Annotated in this window: 19 protein-coding genes and 1 pseudogene; 10 read left to right on the top strand and 10 right to left on the bottom strand. The window is 59.5% G+C overall.

The features are described from left to right. The first annotated feature begins 721 nt into the window (after positions 1-721). The 6 genes from ASD02_RS21285 to ASD02_RS21260 all read left to right on the top strand — a co-directional run bounded on the left by ASD02_RS21285 (position 722) and on the right by ASD02_RS21260 (position 7,041). Entirely contained in the window at positions 722-1,045 is a 324-nt protein-coding gene (locus ASD02_RS21285) for an IclR family transcriptional regulator C-terminal domain-containing protein (protein ID WP_347376834.1), read from the top strand. A 19-nt stretch (positions 1,046-1,064) separates the two neighbouring features. Next, on the top strand, positions 1,065-1,562 hold the full coding sequence (locus ASD02_RS21280) for a putative sulfate exporter family transporter (RefSeq protein WP_347376835.1): 498 nt from the start codon (positions 1,065-1,067) through the stop codon (positions 1,560-1,562). Between the two features lie 293 nt (positions 1,563-1,855). Beyond that, complete coding sequence (locus ASD02_RS21275) at positions 1,856-3,019, top strand: MFS transporter (RefSeq protein ID WP_057221291.1); 1,164 nt, start codon at positions 1,856-1,858, stop codon at positions 3,017-3,019. A 242-nt stretch (positions 3,020-3,261) separates the two neighbouring features. Then, on the top strand, positions 3,262-4,701 hold the full coding sequence (locus ASD02_RS21270) for an NAD-dependent succinate-semialdehyde dehydrogenase (RefSeq protein WP_057221284.1): 1,440 nt from the start codon (positions 3,262-3,264) through the stop codon (positions 4,699-4,701). Between the two features lie 334 nt (positions 4,702-5,035). Beyond that, a complete protein-coding gene (locus tag ASD02_RS21265) occupies positions 5,036-6,151 on the top strand; it encodes a Glu/Leu/Phe/Val dehydrogenase dimerization domain-containing protein (RefSeq protein ID WP_082555584.1) in 1,116 nt (371 codons plus the stop codon). Positions 6,152-6,315: 164 nt separating this feature from the next. Further along, positions 6,316-7,041: a glutathione S-transferase gene (locus ASD02_RS21260; protein ID WP_057221289.1), complete on the top strand. Its 726-nt coding sequence runs from the start codon at positions 6,316-6,318 to the stop codon at positions 7,039-7,041. A gap of 40 nt (positions 7,042-7,081) precedes the next feature. On the opposite strand, the gene ASD02_RS21255 is transcribed toward ASD02_RS21260, so the two are convergent. The 5 genes from ASD02_RS21255 to proV form a co-directional block, all read right to left on the bottom strand. Next, positions 7,082-7,972, bottom strand: a complete 891-nt coding sequence (locus ASD02_RS21255; protein WP_057214786.1) for an aldo/keto reductase — start codon at positions 7,970-7,972, stop codon at positions 7,082-7,084. 135 nt (positions 7,973-8,107) lie between these two features. Then, positions 8,108-8,362: a helix-turn-helix domain-containing protein gene (locus tag ASD02_RS21250; RefSeq protein WP_057207993.1), complete on the bottom strand. Its 255-nt coding sequence runs from the start codon at positions 8,360-8,362 to the stop codon at positions 8,108-8,110. An 84-nt stretch (positions 8,363-8,446) separates the two neighbouring features. Further along, a complete protein-coding gene (locus tag ASD02_RS21245) occupies positions 8,447-9,313 on the bottom strand; it encodes a glycine betaine ABC transporter substrate-binding protein (protein WP_057221283.1) in 867 nt (288 codons plus the stop codon). A gap of 65 nt (positions 9,314-9,378) precedes the next feature. Further along, positions 9,379-10,257, bottom strand: a complete 879-nt coding sequence (locus ASD02_RS21240) for a proline/glycine betaine ABC transporter permease (protein ID WP_057207997.1) — start codon at positions 10,255-10,257, stop codon at positions 9,379-9,381. Positions 10,258-10,283: 26 nt separating this feature from the next. Next, the gene (proV, locus tag ASD02_RS21235; RefSeq protein WP_057214777.1) at positions 10,284-11,516 is read right to left on the bottom strand and encodes a glycine betaine/L-proline ABC transporter ATP-binding protein ProV; all 1,233 of its coding nucleotides are present in this window, start codon (positions 11,514-11,516) and stop codon (positions 10,284-10,286) included. 38 nt (positions 11,517-11,554) lie between these two features. Between proV and ASD02_RS38400 the strand changes: the two genes are divergently transcribed. Then, positions 11,555-11,962 (top strand): hypothetical protein, encoded by a 408-nt coding sequence (locus ASD02_RS38400; RefSeq protein WP_156408441.1) that lies wholly within the window; start codon positions 11,555-11,557, stop codon positions 11,960-11,962. Here ASD02_RS38400 and ASD02_RS21225 read toward each other — a convergent pair. Together ASD02_RS21225 and ASD02_RS21220 are read right to left on the bottom strand one after the other, a co-directional pair. Further along, positions 11,959-12,294: an SH3 domain-containing protein gene (locus ASD02_RS21225; protein ID WP_082555586.1), complete on the bottom strand. Its 336-nt coding sequence runs from the start codon at positions 12,292-12,294 to the stop codon at positions 11,959-11,961. The two genes, ASD02_RS38400 and ASD02_RS21225, sit on opposite strands and share 4 nt — an antisense overlap. Positions 12,295-12,331: 37 nt before the next feature. Further along, entirely contained in the window at positions 12,332-12,832 is a 501-nt protein-coding gene (locus tag ASD02_RS21220; protein ID WP_057214771.1) for an invasion associated locus B family protein, read from the bottom strand. 864 nt (positions 12,833-13,696) lie between these two features. Here ASD02_RS21220 and ASD02_RS21210 point away from each other — a divergent pair. Then, positions 13,697-14,356, top strand: coding sequence for an FkbM family methyltransferase (locus ASD02_RS21210; protein ID WP_162255918.1), 660 nt, complete (start codon positions 13,697-13,699; stop codon positions 14,354-14,356). A 57-nt stretch (positions 14,357-14,413) separates the two neighbouring features. On the opposite strand, the gene ASD02_RS21205 is transcribed toward ASD02_RS21210, so the two are convergent. Beyond that, positions 14,414-15,625 (bottom strand): cytochrome P450, encoded by a 1,212-nt coding sequence (locus ASD02_RS21205; protein ID WP_057214763.1) that lies wholly within the window; start codon positions 15,623-15,625, stop codon positions 14,414-14,416. 105 nt (positions 15,626-15,730) lie between these two features. On the opposite strand from ASD02_RS21205, the gene ASD02_RS21200 reads away from it, so the two are divergent. Both ASD02_RS21200 and ASD02_RS37265 read left to right on the top strand, forming a co-directional pair. Beyond that, a complete protein-coding gene (locus tag ASD02_RS21200) occupies positions 15,731-16,684 on the top strand; it encodes a LysR family transcriptional regulator (protein ID WP_057214759.1) in 954 nt (317 codons plus the stop codon). A 122-nt stretch (positions 16,685-16,806) separates the two neighbouring features. After that, positions 16,807-17,222, top strand: a pseudogene (locus ASD02_RS37265) (SDR family oxidoreductase); the annotation flags it as partial. A gap of 228 nt (positions 17,223-17,450) precedes the next feature. Here the strand turns inward: ASD02_RS37265 and ASD02_RS21190 are convergent. After that, positions 17,451-17,873, bottom strand: coding sequence for a DUF4168 domain-containing protein (locus tag ASD02_RS21190; RefSeq protein ID WP_025428764.1), 423 nt, complete (start codon positions 17,871-17,873; stop codon positions 17,451-17,453). Positions 17,874-18,209: 336 nt separating this feature from the next. Further along, positions 18,210-18,782, bottom strand: a complete 573-nt coding sequence (locus tag ASD02_RS21185) for an Lrp/AsnC family transcriptional regulator (RefSeq protein WP_057214751.1) — start codon at positions 18,780-18,782, stop codon at positions 18,210-18,212. Between the last annotated feature and the right edge of the window lie 17 nt (positions 18,783-18,799).

Here is an 18,799-nt window from a genome sequence, read left to right as displayed (position 1 = left end):
GGTCATTGCCCGGCGGCGACAGGCGCTCTCTGACCTCGATGCGGCGGAATGACCGGCTGCTTCAACTGTCCAAGCTAAAGCCGAAGGGGAGCGTCTCATCCGCCCCCTCCCTTCCCTTGCAACCCGGTCCAGCCGGTCCGGTCGGGGGCTTGCCTCAGCGCCAGTGGAGATGTCGAGTGTCGCATGTCTAAATGGCTGAAGACGTATCCAAAGTGACATTCCAACTTTGCACAACCGCGGACAGTTCAACCTGGCCGCCACATCTCGTGTAGCCGGGTACATTCTAATTCGAAGTGCTCAATGCTTCGGAACTCGTTGACAGATATTCCGATCGCGAGCGCAGATTCCGTTCGNCTAAATGGCTGAAGACGTATCCAAAGTGACATTCCAACTTTGCACAACCGCGGACAGTTCAACCTGGCCGCCACATCTCGTGTAGCCGGGTACATTCTATTTTCAAGTGCGACATGCCAATGATTTGAAGCAACGCGAGCGTTTTCAAAGCCGGTGATATTCGGCCGGATTCGGAATGGTATCGCCATCCTATGGGAGGTCTCGGTTCTGTTTGAACTCCGGGATGCTTTCCGATCCGGCGATATGTCGCTGGATCACTCCCGCCGCCACGAGAATGCTTTGATCGAAGTCTCTTTTCCAACCCGTTCATGGATCGCTGCGCTGGCAGCTCTACCGCATCGAGGCGAAGCATGCGATCCGCTACACCGTGCGTGAAGGCGATGTGCTCCCACTCTCCGCCGGCTCCGGTGGACGAGTGCTTGTGGCATTTTCCGGCCAGCCGGGAGAGCCATATGAAACGATCCGCAAGAATGGCTATCACATCTCGTTCGGAGAACGCGATCCGGAGACCGTCGGCATTTCCGCACCTGTCTTCGGTGCGGGCGACGCGTTGCTGGGCGCAGTGACACTAGCTGGACCGCGTTCGCGCGTGGATGAACCCTTCATACGAAAGATGATCGAGCCACTGCTGCGGGCGGCTGCGGACATGACGGAAGCTTTCGGAGGCAGTAGAGGCCTTCTCCAATCATAAGGTCCATGATCAGGACGGCATACGAGTCGACGGAAACATCGCGGGATGTGTCTTATCTCTCAGCCCAATGGTCACCGCGATTTTTTTGGGGATGGTTTTTGCCAATATCGTCGGCTTCTCGGCGTCTGCCGATGCTGGCATCTGCGTCGCGGGGAAAAAACTGCTTCGTCTCGCGGTTGCCATGCTTGGCCTGCAGCTAACCTTCAACCAACTGGCCGGCATCGGGATCACCGGTCTGATGTTAGCGGCGACGGTTGTGGTTTCAACGTTGATTTTTACGGTTTGGGTGGGGCGCTGCGAGGGAGAAGTACCAGGGCTTCGGACGCTGATAACCTCGCGCCAGCGATGGCTTATGCGAATCCTGGGCCGATCCGCACCGACTGCGGGCTTTCCTTCACAAGCACAATTGCGCATTGTGCGCCCCCGAAAGGAAGATCGGATGATCCTACAATTGGGAAGGCGCCCGGAACTCCGCACTCTGTGTTCATTTTTTTCACTGGCGTGTCTTGGGCGGTGAAGCGTCGCACGTATGCTGCCGTCAGACGAGCTTCTTCAGAATTGGGCGTTTCCTTGATATTCTCCTGAAGATTCGCCGCACAGCTGCGTATTTACTAATATTTCGATCAAAAAAAGCGCGTCGGTTACGCGGAATTTCGGTCAATCCTGGCGTCGGTCGGTTGACAGTCTCGCGACCTTGTCACACAAATTGTGAAAATGATTTTCAATACTAGACCGGGATACGCGAAGCCATCGCTGACGAAGGTGGCCTACGGATAAGTCGACAGCACAATTCGCCGAGGAGCAATGCGCATGACCAGTCAGCGGCTCATCATGCTGATCTTTTTCCTCCAGCCGATCGCTTTTGGCGCCTGGTTGCCACGCATCCCAGACATTCAACAAAAGCTCGGTCTCGGGCCGGCCGAACTGGCGTTGGCCCTGCTCGGCATGCCGGCAGGAATCCTGCTAACCCTGCCCTTCGCTGGCCGCTTCGTCGCCCGGATCGGCGGCCGCGCCACCATCCTCTACGGCTTCGTGGTGTTTCTCGGGCTGGTGTGGCTACCGACATGGGCGCCAAGCATCGAGTTGCTTTTCGCAACACTCGCAGTCGTGGGCGTTGCGTTGGCGACATTGGAGCTGGGCCTCAACGTCGAGGCGGATGCCATCGAGAAGCGCTCTGCCAAGTTGATCATGAGCACATGTCACGGCTTCTGGAGCCTCGGGATCATGGCGGGCAGTCTGGTCGGCATCGGCTTTGCTGCAGCGGGCGTGCCGCCTGAATGGGCCGTGCTGATTGCAGCGGCGGTTATGTTGCCAATCAGCCTTCTGGCAGCCAAGGCGTTGCCGGACCTACATGTTGTAGAGCCAACGCAGACGGACACTGTCAAAACCAGGCGCCGCCCACCAAGTCGAGCTTTGCTCGGTATTTGCTTCTTTGTCTTCGGCATCACCATGACCGAGGGCGCGGTTGCTGACTGGTCGGCAGTCTACCTGCGAGACGTGTTCGGGCTCGCCAGCGCCAGCGCCGGTTTTGGCTATTCGATCTTCGCCTTCATGGTCGCTGCGGGACGGTTCGGCGGTGACCGGCTCAAGACCATCTACGGGCCTGTCGCTGTGGCTCGCACATGCGGGCTCGCCAGTGTTGCGGGGCTGCTCTTGGTGGCGATAAGCCCGGCTGCCTGGTTGGCGCTGATCGGCTTTGCCGCCATGGGCTTCGGTGTATCGGTCGGTTTTCCGCTTGCTGTCACAGCGGCAGCCGACCAAAAAGACCGGCCGGCACCCGCAAGTGTGGCGATACTGTCTTTCGTGGCACTCCTCGGCTTTCTGATTGGACCGCCAATGATCGGACTTGTTGCCGAGCACAGCGACATGCGTTTCGGTTTGGGGATGCTTGTTCCCTTCCTGGCTGTGAGCTTGCTGCTGACCGGCATGCTGAAGCCGGGCACCAAAGCGGCTCCCGTGCTGGTATCGACCTGAAAGCTGACGCCCGAAGTCGGCCCCGGTCCACAATTCGCCTGCCGGTTTCCGCATCAGTTGTCGGAAGGTCAAAGGCAACGCGTCGCTATTGCGCGAGCGATGCCGTGTTCTATGTGGCCATGATCAGGCCCCTGCCCCCTTGATCTTCAGCATCACTTGCAGGCAGTCTGCCCGCGTTTCCTAGACTTCTTCGCGCGCCACAGACAGTCGCGCAAGCCAGCCCCCTCAGAAAAGGTTCTTTCATGCCCAGCTACCCGGATATCCTTCTTCACATCGACGGCAAATGGCGGCCGGCGCGATCAGGCAAGAGCATTCCGGTTGTCGACCCTGCAACCGAAGAGGCGATCGGAACTGTCGCCTGGGCCGAGGTTGCCGATCTCGACGAGGCACTTGAAGCGGCCCAGAAAGGCTTTGAGATCTGGCGCCGGACGTCCTCCTTCGACCGGGGAAAACTCATGCGCGCCGCCGCAGCGCTGTTGAGGCAGCGCGCCGACGACATCGCCTGGCTGATGACCCGCGAACAGGGCAAGCCGCTTGGCCAGTCCAAGGGTGAGATATTGAGTGCTGCCGACATCATCGACTGGTTCGCCGAAGAGGGCCGGCGCGCCTATGGCCAGATCATTCCGCCGCGTGCGCCCGATGTGACCCAGATGACGGTGAAGGTCCCGGTTGGTCCGGTAGCCGCATTTACGCCCTGGAATTTTCCGATCAACCAGGTGGTACGCAAACTCTCGGCGGCTCTTACGACCGGATGCTCGATCATCGTCAAGGCGCCCGAGGAAACGCCGGCATCGCCGGCCGAACTGATCCGTTGCTTTGTGGATGCAGGAGTGCCGGATGGCGTGGTCAACCTCGTCTATGGCGTGCCCGCACAGATCTCGCAGTATCTGATTTCACATCCGGTGATCCGCAAGATGTCCTTCACAGGCTCGACTCCGGTTGGCAAGTCGCTGGCTTCGCTTGCCGGCCTGCACATGAAGCGGGCGACGATGGAGCTTGGCGGCCATGCCCCGGTGATCGTCACCGAGGATGCCGACGTCGACGAGGCGGTCGCGGTAATGGCTGGCAGCAAATACCGCAATGCCGGTCAGGTCTGCGTGTCGCCGACGCGTTTCCTCGTGCAGGAACGGGTGGCCGATCGGTTCATCGACGGCTTCACCGCCGCCTCGCAGGCGATCAAGGTCGGCAATGGCCTTGATAGTAAGACGGACATGGGGCCGCTTGCCAACGAGCGCCGTATTCCCGTAATCGAGAAGCTGATCGTCGATGCCGTCGAACAGGGCGGGCGCTTGACGACCGGCGGCCACCGCATCGGCAATCGCGGTTACTTCTTCGAGCCGACGGTGCTTGCAGACGTGCCGTGCTCGGCCGCCATCATGAACGACGAACCCTTCGGCCCAGTTGCGATCATCAACCGGTATTCGGAACTGGACGATGCGATCGAAGAGGCCAACCGCCTACCCTTCGGGCTGGCCGCCTATGCCTTCACCGGCTCGCAGAAACAGTCGGATCGCATTGCTGCCGAAATCGAAAGCGGCATGGTCTCGATCAACCATCTCGGCCTTGCCCTGCCCGAAGTCCCGTTCGGGGGGATCAAGGATTCCGGCTATGGCACCGAAGGCGGATCCGAAGCGATAGATGCCTATCTGGAAACGCGCTTCGTGACGCGCAAGAGCGCCTGAAATCTCGCCACGCCGTTGTCTGGTCCCGCCGGGAGAGCGCGCGCGCCTGGCGGGGAACCACGAGCCAAAATACGGCCGTCCGGCTCCGGGGTCAGGTGGTCCCGCCACATCGGCGTTGATCCATGGCGCGGCGGTTCAACAGGCATTGAGGCGGTACGGCTGACAGGCGCGCACTCGTTGAAACCATCCCCTCCTGCAAACGAATGCGCTTTGCGTTTGTTGCGCGGAAATTTCCTCGCACGCAACGCGCCATCGTGTGGCGTGCTGACTTCGAAACCAAAGATCGCTGAGAATGTTTAACCTTCACTGTGGCAGGTCACAGGGAGGAATGGCAATGCGAAATGGGCTGAATCCGCGGCAGGAAATCGCTTCCGCAACCACGCTTGATATTACCGACATCACAAGCGAGGCATCAGGTATGCTTGGCTTCGACGCCCACGAGCAGGTTTGGCTGGGCCGCGACACCGAGCTCGGCCTTGAGGCAATCGTGGCTGTTCACACGACGGTCCTTGGTCCGGCTTTGGGCGGAACCCGCATCTGGCCGCATGTCAGCTTCGAGGCCGGCGTCACCGATGCACTGCGCCTTTCGCGCGGCATGAGCTTCAAGTCCGCCATCGCCGGCCTGGCGCTGGGCGGCGGCAAGGCGGTGATCATCGCCGACCCGAAGACAGAGAAAACGCCGGCGATGCTCGCGGCCTATGCCGAGATGCTGAATGCGCTGGTTGGCCAATACATCACGGCCGAAGATGTCGGTATGACGCTTGCGGACGCGGACTTCCTTGCCGAGCGCACGCCGAACGTCAGCGGCACCACCAAGGGCGGCAGTGGCAACCCATCGCCCTTTACCGCATTGGGCACGTTCCTCGGCCTCAAGGCCGCACTGCGCCATCGCACCGGTAGCGATAACCTGAAAGGCATTCGCGTTGCCGTACAGGGATTGGGGTCTGTCGGTTGGGCGCTCTGCCAGAGGCTCCACACCGAAGGCGCCATGCTGACGGTTTCCGATCTCGACCAAGCCCGCACCGAACGCGCCGCTCAAGAGCTTGGCGCGACAGTCGTCGAGGGTCAGGCGATCATTGCAGCGGATGTCGATATATTCGCGCCCTGTGCGTTGGGCGGCGTTCTGTCCGCCGTGACGATCCCGTTGCTCCGAGCCAAGATCGTTGCGGGAGCGGCAAACAATCAGCTCGCGACCGCTGCGGACGGTGAGCGCCTCAGGGAAAGAGGCATCCTCTATGCGCCCGACTATGTCATCAACGCCGGCGGTGTTATCAATGTCGCGGCCGAAATAGGCAGCGGTCGCTACAGCGTCGACGATGTGATGGTTCGCGTCGACCGGATCCCTTTCACATTGACCCGCATCTTCGAACGCGCCGAGGACGAGGGCCGAACCACCGACGCCGTGGCCGAAACGATGGCCCGCGAGATCATCGAGACTGCCAGACAATAGGTTTGCCCAGACTGCAATATGGTGGACAAGCGAAGACTTCTGCTCAATGTTCCCGCACAGCCGCATCAGCGAGCCCATTGTTTTGGGTTGGCCGATGCGGCAGCCGCAACGTCGGCCTGACAGCGGATCTGCACGTTGTCGGCCCAAATCGCCGCGAGGATGTCATGGCATTTGAACTCTACTACTGGGATGGCATTCAGGGCCGTGGAGAATTCGTGCGGCTGGCACTTGAGCACGCCGGGGCCGACTATGTCGATGTCACGCGGGAGCCTGACCGCGGGACGGATGAGATGATGCAGTTCATCGATAGTTCGTCGGAGGCGCATATTCCCTTCGCGCCTCCTTTTCTCAATGACGGCGGGCAGCTCGTCTCCCATGTTGCCAACATCCTGCTCTATCTCGGCCCTCGGCTTGATCTTGCGCCGCGAGACGAAGACGCGCGCTGGTTCGCCAACGGACTTCAATTGACGATCACTGATTTCGTCGCCGAAGTGCACGACACGCACCACCCGATCGCGACTTCCAAGTACTATGAAGACCAGAAAGAAGAAGCAAAGGCGCGAGCGTCGGAGTTCGTCATGAACCGCCTGCCGAAATTCCTTGGTTATTTCGAGCGCGTGTTGAAGCAAAACCCGGTACAAGGCGGCCATCTTGTCGGCGACAGCCTTACCTATGTTGACCTGTCGATGTTCCAGATGATCGAAGGGCTGGTCTATGCCTTCCCCAAGGCAATGAAGCACCACGACATCCGATATCCGGGTCTCGCACGGCTTCACGACCGGGTGAAGGACAGTCCCGCTATTGCTTCCTATCTGGCGTCGCCGCGTCGATTGGCGTTCAACGAAAGCGGCATTTTCCGCAGATATCCCGCGCTCGATATCGATCCGTGATCACTGCGACCCTTCAACACTGCGGTCGCGTGCAGAGCGACTATGGGACGTCATTTCCGGTCGCCGCAGCGTAGAGGTCGAACCAGGTTTGCCTGTCGATGCGAACCGCAAGCGCCTCTGAAAAACGGCGGATCCGATCGATGCTGTTTGTGCCAAGCACAGGCAGAATTCGGGCTGGGTGGGCAAGCAGCCAAGCAATCGCGACGGCGGCCCGGTCGACGCCAGCCTCGGCACCGAGACGGTCGAGCTTCTCGGCGAGCACACCGTCACTCTCCGTCATCAACCGGCCCCCTGCAAGCGGGGACCAGGCCATCGCCGGGGTCGACATTTGCTGGAGGTGAGCAATATCCCCGTTGGTGAAGGGCGCCGTTGCCAACAGACTGAGTTCAATCTGGTTGGTCGCGAGCCTTGTACTCATCGCCGACTGTAAAAGGCTTTGATCCCATGGGCGAAAATTCGAGACGCCGACCGATCGTACCTTTCCATCCTTGACCAGTGCGTCGAGCGCAGCACCCGTTTCGACGTGATTCATGAACGGGTCAGGCCGGTGAATGAGAAGAAGATCGATGTAGTCCGTGGCCATCAGTCGGAGCGATTCGTCGACCGAGGCAGTGATATGGCGGGCGCTTGTGTCGTAATGCTTGACCTTCGCGGCGCCGTGCCTGCCGGCAGGGTAGACGATGCCGCATTTGGTGACGATCTCGATGCGCTGACGAAGTCCGCTGCCACGCAACGCTTTGCCGAAGAGTTCTTCGACCATATAGCCGCCGTAGATGTCGGCGTGATCCATCGTGGTCACGCCCTGATCGAGACACGCTTCAATCTTTGAGCGGATGTGAGCGATCGACGTGTCCTGATCGTCTGCCAGCCGCCACATGCCGTAGACAATCCGCGAAAGCTCCACGTCTCCCGCAATTCCAATCCGCTCCATCGTTACTCTCCATGTCGGCTCACTGTGTCGCGAAGCTATAATCTGTTGCTGATTTCAGCAACTTGGCAGCGGCGGTAAATGTCGACGATCCGCATTTCCTCCGTGCAGCGCCAGTGAGCGCGCTAAATTTTGTTTTCAGCGCGGCCCCTGCCCCCGTCCCGTCAACAGCCACGAGAGGCTTACGCTCAAGACGCCGGCGATCATCGCCAGGCGATTGGCACGTGGGGCATCTCGATCGTTTTCCCAGTTGAACCACGTGCTCGTCTCGACGCCGACGATCCTGGCGGCCTTTTGTGCCGAAACGTCAAGCGCATCGCGCGCAAGCGACATACGTCCGCCGATTGTGTCATCCTGGGTGCAGAACGTGTTTTCATAATTGTTGAAGTTCATCGGTATCCCTTTCCATTCTGATGTGAGCGGTCGCCCGGCGGCATTTGGCTGACGCCGGGCTCTTTCTCCCGTGGGTGGACCGGCTTACCTTCCGGTCCAGGCCTTCACCTGATCGGGGTGATCAGCGATGTATTTCTCGACTGCAGCTTCATAGGAAGTCTCCTGCGCCTGGAACATCGCAGCCTCCAGATCGCCGATCGGCAGTTTCATGCGGGAGAGGAAGGCGGCGACATCAGGATTGTCCTGCTTGAACCCCTGGCGCGCCAGCACGTCGACATGCTCGGCCTCACCGAGCGAGCCCTTCGGATCGGCGATGTAGCGAAGCTCGTATTTGCCGAACATCCAATGCGGGCTCCAGGACGTAGCGACGAACCACTTTTCAGTTCTGATTGCGCGATCCAACGCCGTCAGCATCCCGGCTTCGCTGGAGATCTGAAGCTTGTAGCCGTCGAGGCCATAATCCTTGAGCGCCTTTTCCGAGAGACGCGTCAGCCCGGCGCCCGGATCGATACCCTGAACCGTCGAAGTAAGCTTTTCCTTGATCTCGGGCTTCTGCAGATCCTCGATCGAGTTGAGTTCGCTTTCGGGAATGTAGGCCGGGACGACCCAGCCGAGGTTGGCGCCCTCATAGACAGTGCCGAGGGTCTCGACCTTGTCCTTCACCTTGCCGTAGTAATCGGCATGGGTTTGCGGCAGCCATGCCATCATCATCGCATCGAGATCGCCACGGCTGACCCCTTGATAGAGCGGAGCGACGTCTGTCTGGACAAGCTCGACCTCGTGGCCGAGTTCATCCTTGATGATTTTCGCCGCGAGCTTGGTGACGAATTCCGCATCCGACCATGCTGCCCAGCCGATTTTCACAGGCTTTGTCTCCTGCGCGAAGCTTACGCCTGCCGGCCCGCCAATAAACATGGCCGCAAGGCCGATGGTTGCGATTGTCTTGAACATATCCAATCCTTCCTATGCATTTCGAATGACAGCGGGCGGAACGCCCGCCGATGAAGACGCTGCGCTCAGGCCGTCTTGGCCTCGGGCTCGCGCTGTGCGAACTTCACAAACGGCAGGCGCCAGGAAGCGCCTTTCTTTCCAAGGCTCTGGGTAAGGCGATCGAGAATGACGGCGAGGATGACCACGGCCAGGCCGCCTTCGAAGCCGGTGCCGACATCGAGCCGCTGGATGCCCGTCAGCACCGTGTTACCGAGGCCGCCCGCGCCGATCATCGAGGCGATGACCACCATCGACAGCGACAGCATGATCGTCTGGTTGATGCCCGCCATGATCGACGGCATTGCGTTGGGTAGCTGGACCTTGAGGAGAAGCTGGGTCGGCGTGCAGCCAAAGGCATTGCCTGCCTCGACGAACTCCACATGCACCTGCCGGATGCCGAGATTGGTCAGACGCACGACCGGGGGCATGGAAAAGATGACGGTCGCAATGGTGCCAGGAACCGCGCCGAGCCCAAAGAACATCGCCGCCGGGATGAGGTAGACGAAGGCCGGCATCGTCTGCATCAGATCGAGCCCCGGGCGGATGACCGCGGCGACGGAATCCCGTCGCGCCATGGCGACGCCGAGCGGCAAGCCGATGATCATCGCGATGACAGTCGAAGCAATGACAAGAGACAACGTCTCCATCATCGCTGCCCACAGTCCCATTTGCCCGACCAGCGAAAGCGACAATCCGGCAAAGACCGCAAAGCCGAATGAGACGCGCCACAGGGCGAGAAGAGCGAAGATCGCTATACCAACCGGCGCGGGAATGCTGAGCAGACCGTTCTGCAATCCGTTCGTCACGAACCCGATCGACGCAGCGATGAAGTCGAGCGCGGGCGAAAAATTGTCGAGGATGTAATTGACGGCCGAATCGATGCCGTCTCCGATGTCGAAGCTCATAATTTTATCCGATTGGCTGGTGAGGTTCAGTTGGCGCGGTCGAGCGTCTCAAGCAGCGTCGACTTGCTGATGGCGCCGATGTAACGGTCTTGGTCGTCGACAACAGGAACCGGCCATGCGCTTGCAGCCACTTGCCCAAGGACACTCGAGAGCTGTTCGCTGGCAAGGATCGGCGCTGCGTCGGCAAGGAAAGCCTTCCGATATGGATCTTCCGCCTTGGAGCGGATCTTCTCCATCAATGACGCCTGGCTGACCATGCCATGGTATTTCATGTCGCGGCCGACGATGATCGCGAACTCCCTGTCGCGGCTCTTCATCTGCTCCAGCGCGGCAGCGGCGGAAACACCCTGACGCTCTATGATGGTGATCTGGGTCTTTCGCGCGACGTCGCCGGCCTTGAAAACCTGCGAGACGTCGACATTGCGGAAGAACGACCGAACATAGTCGTTGGCGGGATTGCCGACGATTTCGTCAGGTGTGCCGACCTGGACGACGTTTCCGTTCTGCATGATGCAGATACGGTCACCGATGCGCATCGCCTCGTCGAGATCATGGCTGACGAAGACGATCGTTCGGCTGTGTTCGGACTGCAGCCGAACCAGTTCGTCCTGCATTTCCGTGCGGATGAGCGGATCAAGCGCCGAAAACGCTTCGTCCATAAGCAGGATCGACGGTTCGCTTGCCAATGCCCGGGCAAGGCCGACGCGCTGCTTCATGCCGCCGGAGAGTTCGTCAGTGCGGCTTTCGCTATAACCGTCAAGCCCGACGGCTTTCAGCGCCACCATGGCCTTCGCCTTGCGCTCGGCTTCGCCGACGCCTGCCACTTCCAGCCCGAAGGCGGCGTTGTTTAGAACATTGCGGTTTGGGAGAAGCGCGAAGGACTGGAACACCATGCTGATGTCTCGGCGACGGAGCTCGATCAGCGCCTTGCGCGACATCTTCGTGATGTCTTGGCCGTCGATCTCGATGGAACCGGATGTCGGCTCGATGAGCCGGTTGAGCAGGCGCAGAAGCGTGGATTTGCCGGAACCGGACAGGCCCATGATCACGAAGATCTCGCCTGCCTTGATATCGAAGCTGGCGTCGTTGACGCCAATGGAGCAACCGGTTGCTCGGTGAATGTCTGCCTTGCTCTTGGCGGAGCGAATGAGCTCCAGAGCATCTTCCGGGTATTCCCCGAAAATCTTGTAGACGTCCTTCAATCTTATCTTGGTCGAACTCTCGGACGTGCCGTTCTCGTGTTCCGTCGTAAAAGCCATAAAAAATTGCCGCCTGCTCAATAGCTGACGCACTCTCCTTGTTTGTGATCTTCAGCATTCCTCAAGCAAATACCGCTCAAGGAAATGATTTCTTTAGGCACCAATTCCATCGCGCGGAATATGGCGAAGTTAATCCTCGGCAATCGTCAGGTGAGCATTATTATAATAATACATGCTGCATTGATGAGCGCGGAGAAACTGTCGTTTCTACAATGGCGAATGATGGCCGAGGCGCAAAGGATTGCCTTTATTACGACGCAGAGTTCCGGATGTCCATTGAAAATTCTATTTTTTTTGACGATCATGGTCCGCCTGAGCAACTCAACGAGGTCCCGTGGACGCCCGAACACCCTGCAAAAGCGCGCATGCGCGTGCTCGGTTTGACGCCGGTTGAAAGGGTTTTCCGGAGCGATGTGCGACATCGACAAGGGACCGCTGACGGCTAGCCGGCGACCTCATTGCAGTAGACGCCCCATAGGTCCACCTGCCTGACATATCCAATGAGACCGTGTCGCCTGACCGTCACTTCGCACCAGGTTCCATCACAACGATCAAGCCTGAGGAGCACGCCGCCTTGCAAGCTGGCGCGCTCCGTGGCTGTCGCTGCAGGCGCGCTTCTCAGTGCTGCGTTCGAATCCAGCCAGTTTCCGACGGTGGCCATCCGTTGACCGGAGAGCAGCGCTGCCGACATCCAGCCGATAGCGCCGTCCGCGTCGCGAAGCATTCGCCAGTTGCCGGACTCTTCCACAACCCTCGAGCGGCAAACCGGGCGTGACATAAAGCCAGATGATCAGCGAGGCCATCTGGCGCTGGACTCATCGTGTGCAGCGGGCAGCACCTTTGAGGGCTGCCGTCATGCCTTTCAGTGAAAACGAATAGGTCGTTTCCGTGCCGCGGCGTGAGCGCGCATTCAGCGTCATTGTGGCGCCCGCCTTCATGGCGGCTACGAGCTCGGCATCACGGGCCTCGCGTCGCGTCCATGCGGCCCTGCCCTGCGGTGCCAGCGTGAAAGCCTTGTCGCCCACCGTGGCAGTCAGGGTGGAACCGGCCTCGAGATCATAGCCCATGATGGCTTGTGGCACATATCCGGTGGCCGGCCGCGGCGACGGCGCGACAAGGAAGAAGTTGTCGCCGTGGTCGACGTGATCAGGTTTCATCGTCGTTGGGATCGAGAGAATGTAGCAGGTGTCGCGCCCGTCATTTTTGTAGGAATACACGCCCCAGGCGCCGAAGGAGTTGAGCTTTACGGGTTGCGCCTGCGCTGAAGCGTAGGTGGTAAGGACGATAGCGCAAGCAGCAATAACTCTGGATTTCATCTTGTTTCCTTTGGCATGGACGGATCAGGCAGTGCGTTTCGACCGCACACAAGATGCGCCATTCGCGGTCGCAATCGTTGTCAAAGTGTTAACGAAAAGCACCCGAAAAAATGCCCATTGCCGCCGACCAGGCGCAAGTCCCGCGCAATGCACTGCTTGTGCCTCGCCTGACTGAGACGTGCGACCTCGATAAAAATATCGTGACCGGATTGTGTTCACTTGAGGGGTCGACATGTGGTCGGTTAGTCGCGAACATGAACGGGAGATGAACAGATATTTGATCAAAGTTTGGAACGGGCGCCCATGTTCGGCCTAACGTTCGCTTCACAATTCTCTTTGCAACCCATTGACATTGCTGGGGTCGTGGCGGTCAGGACTACCATCGCCTACTCTGACGTGTTGACGGACGTCGACATTTCGGTAACGCACGAGCACGGTGTCATCTACCTGGATGGGGTGGTGTCATCCGTCCGGATGCGCGATGCGGCCCAGAAGATAGCTGCTGAAGTTACCGGTTCACCCGTCAGAAACCGGCTTTGCGTAGCACATTGACCGTTACCTTTGAAAACGTGACCGTCGGGATCGGTCACGGCATCTTGCGCCCGACGATTAGCGCTGATCACGACACCCGGCAGGTTCATTCCGCAGCAAGGGTGCGGCCATACATGGCCGTCAAACGCCTGGAATTAACGCGATCGAAAGCCGGTGATGTTAGCACTCCTGGGTTGAAAAGGGAGAGCTGTCATGCTGCCTGCACCATGGAAGCCGATTGAATCCGGTGGCCTGATCCGGCTGGGATCCGCACGCGACGGCGGTTATGTCGTTCCGAAGCGCGCCGTGCTTGCCTCAAAGCGCTTGATCAGCATGGGACTGAACGACGATTGGCAGTTCGAGAAGGAATTTCGGCAGCTCGCAGGCGTTGGCATCGTCTGCTTCGACCATTCCGTCACTTGGAAGTTCTGGCTGCGGTATTATGTCGAGCAGGTTCTGCGGCTTCGCTGGGGCAGACTGGCGCGATATCTGGATTATCGATGGTTCTTCAGCCGGCCAGGCGTCGAGCACCAGCCCATCAGAATCGGCTATGATCAACCGGGGGAAGTTAGCGTCAAGGGGCTGCTCAAGGAATTCTCCGAAGACAATATTTTCCTCAAGATCGATATTGAGGGATCTGAGTACCGGATACTGGACGATATCGTGAAATATTCGGACCGCTTTACCAGCGTCGTCATCGAACTCCACGATATCGACATACACAAAGATCGAATCCGCAGGTTTGTGGAGGGAATGTCGAATTTCTCGATCGTTTTCCTTCACCCGAACAATTTTAGCGGCACGGACGATCAGGGCGATCCATTGGTTATCGAAATGTGCCTTGTGAGGAATGATCTGCTGGACCCGGCAGCACCAGGCGAGACACGCCCCGAACTGCCGGCAAACACGTCACGCCTCCCCGATATCGAATTGCGCTTCGCTCCGGTCGGCATCAGTTCGACGGTCGGGCCGCGCCGCGATCTCACGGCTTAAGCTGACATCCACAGCATCCCAGGAGTAGCGGTCCTCATTGGTACCGCCACTCCGTACTCAGCGTTTGAACAAGGGTGTGCGAACGTGCCCCGAAGCAGCGTATGTGAGCGAGGATTCGAGTTGCTCGAACGGCAAGCCGCGACGGAGCAGATGAGCGACAGCGACCTCGACGATCAGCGGTGCGAATTTCTCTGCGGGACAGGCATGCACGCCGGCACCGAACTCAAGAAACTTTCTGTCCGCCCGTGTGATATCGAAACGATCCGGATCCGGATTTAACGCCGGGTCCCGGTTGGCCGCCGCCAGCAATACGATGATCATCTCGCCCTGCCGCACCCTATGGCCTGCGATCTTCCCGTCACGCGCCATGAAGCGAAAAGTGCTGTTGGTGACGGGATCACACCGCAAAACCTCCTGAATGAGCGGTCGCAGCAATGTCGGATCCGCGACGACCTGCGTGCGCAGCGCCGGTTGGCGCGCCAGCGCCAGGAGCGTCGATCCGATCAGAGACGCCATCGCCACATAGCCCTGAACCAGGTAGCCGATGGCGTTGACGACGACATCAGTTTCATCATCGCACCCGACCCGCCTTGCCTCGTTTGCCAGGGCGTGAAGCAACGGACCGCACTGTTGACTGTCGCGCCTGATCTTCATGACTAGCTCGAACAGCGCCTGGGCGCCGTGGTGGCCCCGTGCGAGCAGTTCTGCAGTCAATGCGGGGATCCCGGTTGCCGCGGCCGCAGCGGCGGCGCCATAATCGCCGAGCCACGCCATGACATCGCCGAAGCTGGCCTTGGGGATGCCAAGCAGTTGCGCGACAACCTGCACCGGCAACGCAAACATGAACGTCATCGTTCTATCCACGCTGAACATCTCTTGTGCGTCACTGTCGAGTTCCATGGCACGCCGGTGCGCAACGACAGCGAGCTGCCCGAGATCGACGCCACGCAAGACGCTTGCGACCGCCCCCCTCAACGTGTCGCCGACGTCGTCATCGCGCAGACGCACCAAGCGCCCGAATATCTGGCCGGCCGCACCACCCAGCAAGGCCTCGGGGATCGGTTCGCTCAAGGGGCGCGTGAGACAGATCTTACTGGTCAGAACCTCCTTGACTGCAGCCGCGCTCGCAGCCACCCACCAGCCATTTGCCTCGTCATGAAAGAAAGGCTGCTCTTGTGCCAGACGGCTATAATAGGCGGAAGGGTCGCGATGAGATGGCGCAGCACGAACATGCGCGGGTTCGTCGGGGGAAAGTATGATTGTGTTCATGGCAATACTCCTGCGTTCGGGCCAATGAGCCGCCTTGTCCCTTAATGTCCCTTGCCTTTGCATTTGTCCAAGTTATAGTATTTCTGATACCGATCAGCTTTATGCATGGCCATGGACAGCGAAGCACTGCTCACATTCGTGACCATCCACCAGGCCAACGGGTTCTCGCGCGCCGCTGACATTCTCGGCCGCTCCCAGCCCGCCATCAGCCGGCGCATTGCCCTGCTCGAAGAGGAACTGGGCGTGCCGGTTTTCGAGCGTGCCGCCGGTGGCATTGTGTTGAGCGAAGCGGGCCGCACCCTGCTCCCACATGCAGAGCGCGTACTTGCTGCGCTCGGCGATGCCTCGAGTGCAATCAAAGCCATGCAAACGAACGTCGTGGGGCGTGTCGCGATCGTCGCTGTTGGCACACTCGCCGGCACGAACCTGACCGTGGTTCTCAAACACTTCACGGCCGAGCATCCCGGGATCGAACTTGCGATCAGCACCGCAACCAGCGCCGAAGTCAGCGAGCTGGTTCGGCGGGGTGAAGCGGCGATTGGTCTGCGCTATCTCCTCGACATCGCACCGGATCTCATCTGCGAGCATGTCGCCTCGGAACCCATGGCCGTCATCTGTCACGCCGACCATCCCCTGGCGGGCAAGGAAATCAAATCTCTGACTGAGCTGCGCCATGAGACCTGGTTCGCTTTCCGCAATTCTTACGATCAGCGCGAAACGTTCGCCGACAACATCTTTGCCCAGTTTCAGGCGCGCGGCGTCGGCGAAATCCGCTGGTCGGCCATAGACAGCCTCAATGCGATGAAACGCCTGGTCGAGGCCGGCCTCGGCATTGCGTTACTGCCGGAAAGCGCGATCGATGAGGAAAGGCGCGCAGGTTCACTCGCCACGGTCGGGGTTGCAGACCTGATCGTCGCAAACCCAATTTACACGGTCACGCGTCGTGGCGGTTATCTCAGCCCCGCCACGCTTCGTCTGCTGGAACTTCTGCGACCATCTCCCAGTTTCACGGGCAAGGCTGACCTGCAACCACAGAGCGGGAGACTTGAGTCTTCGTAAGACACAATCCGGTTGGGCAGGTCCTATACAAGGACGTGAGGCTGTAGACGGTCCAGCTTAGCATTGCGGAAAAAGCTGGTGACAGCACAAGACACCTTCGCAGCGGGCGGCCACTTCCTGATGCATTCAATGTGGTTTCGCTATTCCGGCTCGCGCAGATCGCAACGCCGGAGATGGAAAAGGCCGGTGGTGGCGCCATACTCGCTATCGCATCGATGGCGGGTAACGACAAGAACAAGCGCATGGCGTCCTACGGATCGTCGAAGGCAGCCGCAAATCACCTGATCCGCAATATCGCCTTCGACCTCGGCTCCAAAAACATCCGCGTCAACGGCATCGCACCGGGCGCCACGCGGACGGATGCACTTGGATCCATGCTGAATGATGACATCGAGGAAAGGATGCCGGCGCACACGCCCATCCGCCGACCGGGCGAACCCCAGGACATGGCAAACGCCGCCTCGTTCTTGTGTTCACCAGCCGGATCAGTGGTCAGATTGTTACCGTCTCGGGTGATGGCGTGCAGGAACTGGATTGAGACAACAGGATTGAGACCGGGCTCTCCGTACGGTCAATCGCATCGAGCTGCCGTGGCCTTGGAGCCATGGCGACCTGTTCCTTGCCAATCGCCGCTTGCCGGATCGACGGACGGCAGTCCCCGCCGACCGGCGGGCACTGACATCTTTTGCCCATAGGCAGCAAGACCGAATTTCGACGGTTCGCAGCAGCGGCAATCTCACGCGATCTTACGCCCGGCGCGCTCAGCTTACTGTTGGGCTGGGGGCGTGGTTTGAATTTTTTCCTGAACCTTCTTGGCCAGAGCCGGGTCGTTTTGGGCGGCTGTCAGGATAGAAGAGTATTCCTCCACCGAAATAGCGGACGAGGATTCCACAGCCTCCACCATCTGCTTGCTGGCTTCAGTCTGCAGCTTCTCCTTTGCCGCTGCGTCCGTTGTTGCTTCTATCTTCGCGGAATACGCCTGCCGGACCTTGTCGACCTGAAGGTAAGCGACTGCAAATGCCTGGATCTTCTGATCGCTGATGGCGGCATCCGTGCCCTTGCCGGCCTGGCCCTGGGTTGGCTGCGTCTCTTGTGCCTGGGCCATTTCCAAGGCGGACGCCGGACTGAAGGCCGTGAAACTGACGAGTGTGGCGGTCAGCGATGCAATGAGTGCGTAACGATTGATCATGTCCATTCCTCTATAACGTGCCAGGCAGCAATACAGCGCCTTGCTCATTCGCCCCCAAACCGGATGAATGCGGGGCGTGGTCTGGACAATGAAACCCTCGAAAGGGCCAGGTGGGGCAGCGTCAGGGCAATTTGCTGACCATTGAACGGCAGCTTTGTGGCTTTCACCGAGCACCGAAAACGCCAGTGCGGCCCGGTCGCCTTGCAGAAACCTTGCTACGCGACTGGCTCTTAACTGCAATGCGATCGTCGGCCGCCGCCTTTGTTGGCGAGCCGGTACGCTGCGGATATCTAATGTCCAAAGCGCACCGTTTGCGGGCGCCAAGGTCGAATAGCCTCATCTGCCGCGTCCGCGATGGTCGTTGAACGCAGCGGTGCCGAATTCGACGTTCTTGGCAAGCGCCGGCCATTCGCTCGTCACGCCCGGCTGCACCGGCCGTTCCAGATAGGTCGAAAGCACGACATAGCTCCGGGTCGCCTTGACGCCAGGCGTGTCATACAGGCGCGCCAGCAGTCCTTCCAGCGCATGCGTGCTCTCCGTGCGCACCTTGAGGAGCATGCAGGTGTCCCCCGCCACCGAATGCACCTCCTCCACTTCGGGATGTTCTTCAATAGCAAGCAATGCTGGCGTCTTGCCCCAGCCGGTGGTGTCGACATGAACGAAGGCAAGCAGCGTCTTGCCGACGGCCTCGGGATCGATGAGCGCCGCCACGCGACGAATTGCGCCAGAGCGCCTCAGGCGCTTGACCCGCTCGTGCGCGGCCGGTGGCGATAGTCCGACACGGTCCCCGAGTTCGGCGTAGCTCATGGTCGCGTCCTCGACCAAGGCGCCTAATAGCTTTCGGTCCATCGCATCCAGATCACGTTCGGGATGACGCTTGCGCCGAACCTCTTCTGTATTTTGGTCCATTCTGATGTTCCCTCTTG

Source organism: Ensifer sp. Root1252 (genome assembly GCF_001425885.1).
GTDB classification, from domain to species: Bacteria; Pseudomonadota; Alphaproteobacteria; order Rhizobiales; family Rhizobiaceae; genus Ensifer; species Ensifer canadensis.
The sequence above is the reverse complement of the archived record's forward strand: the minus strand, read 5'-3'. Positions and strand labels throughout refer to the sequence as shown.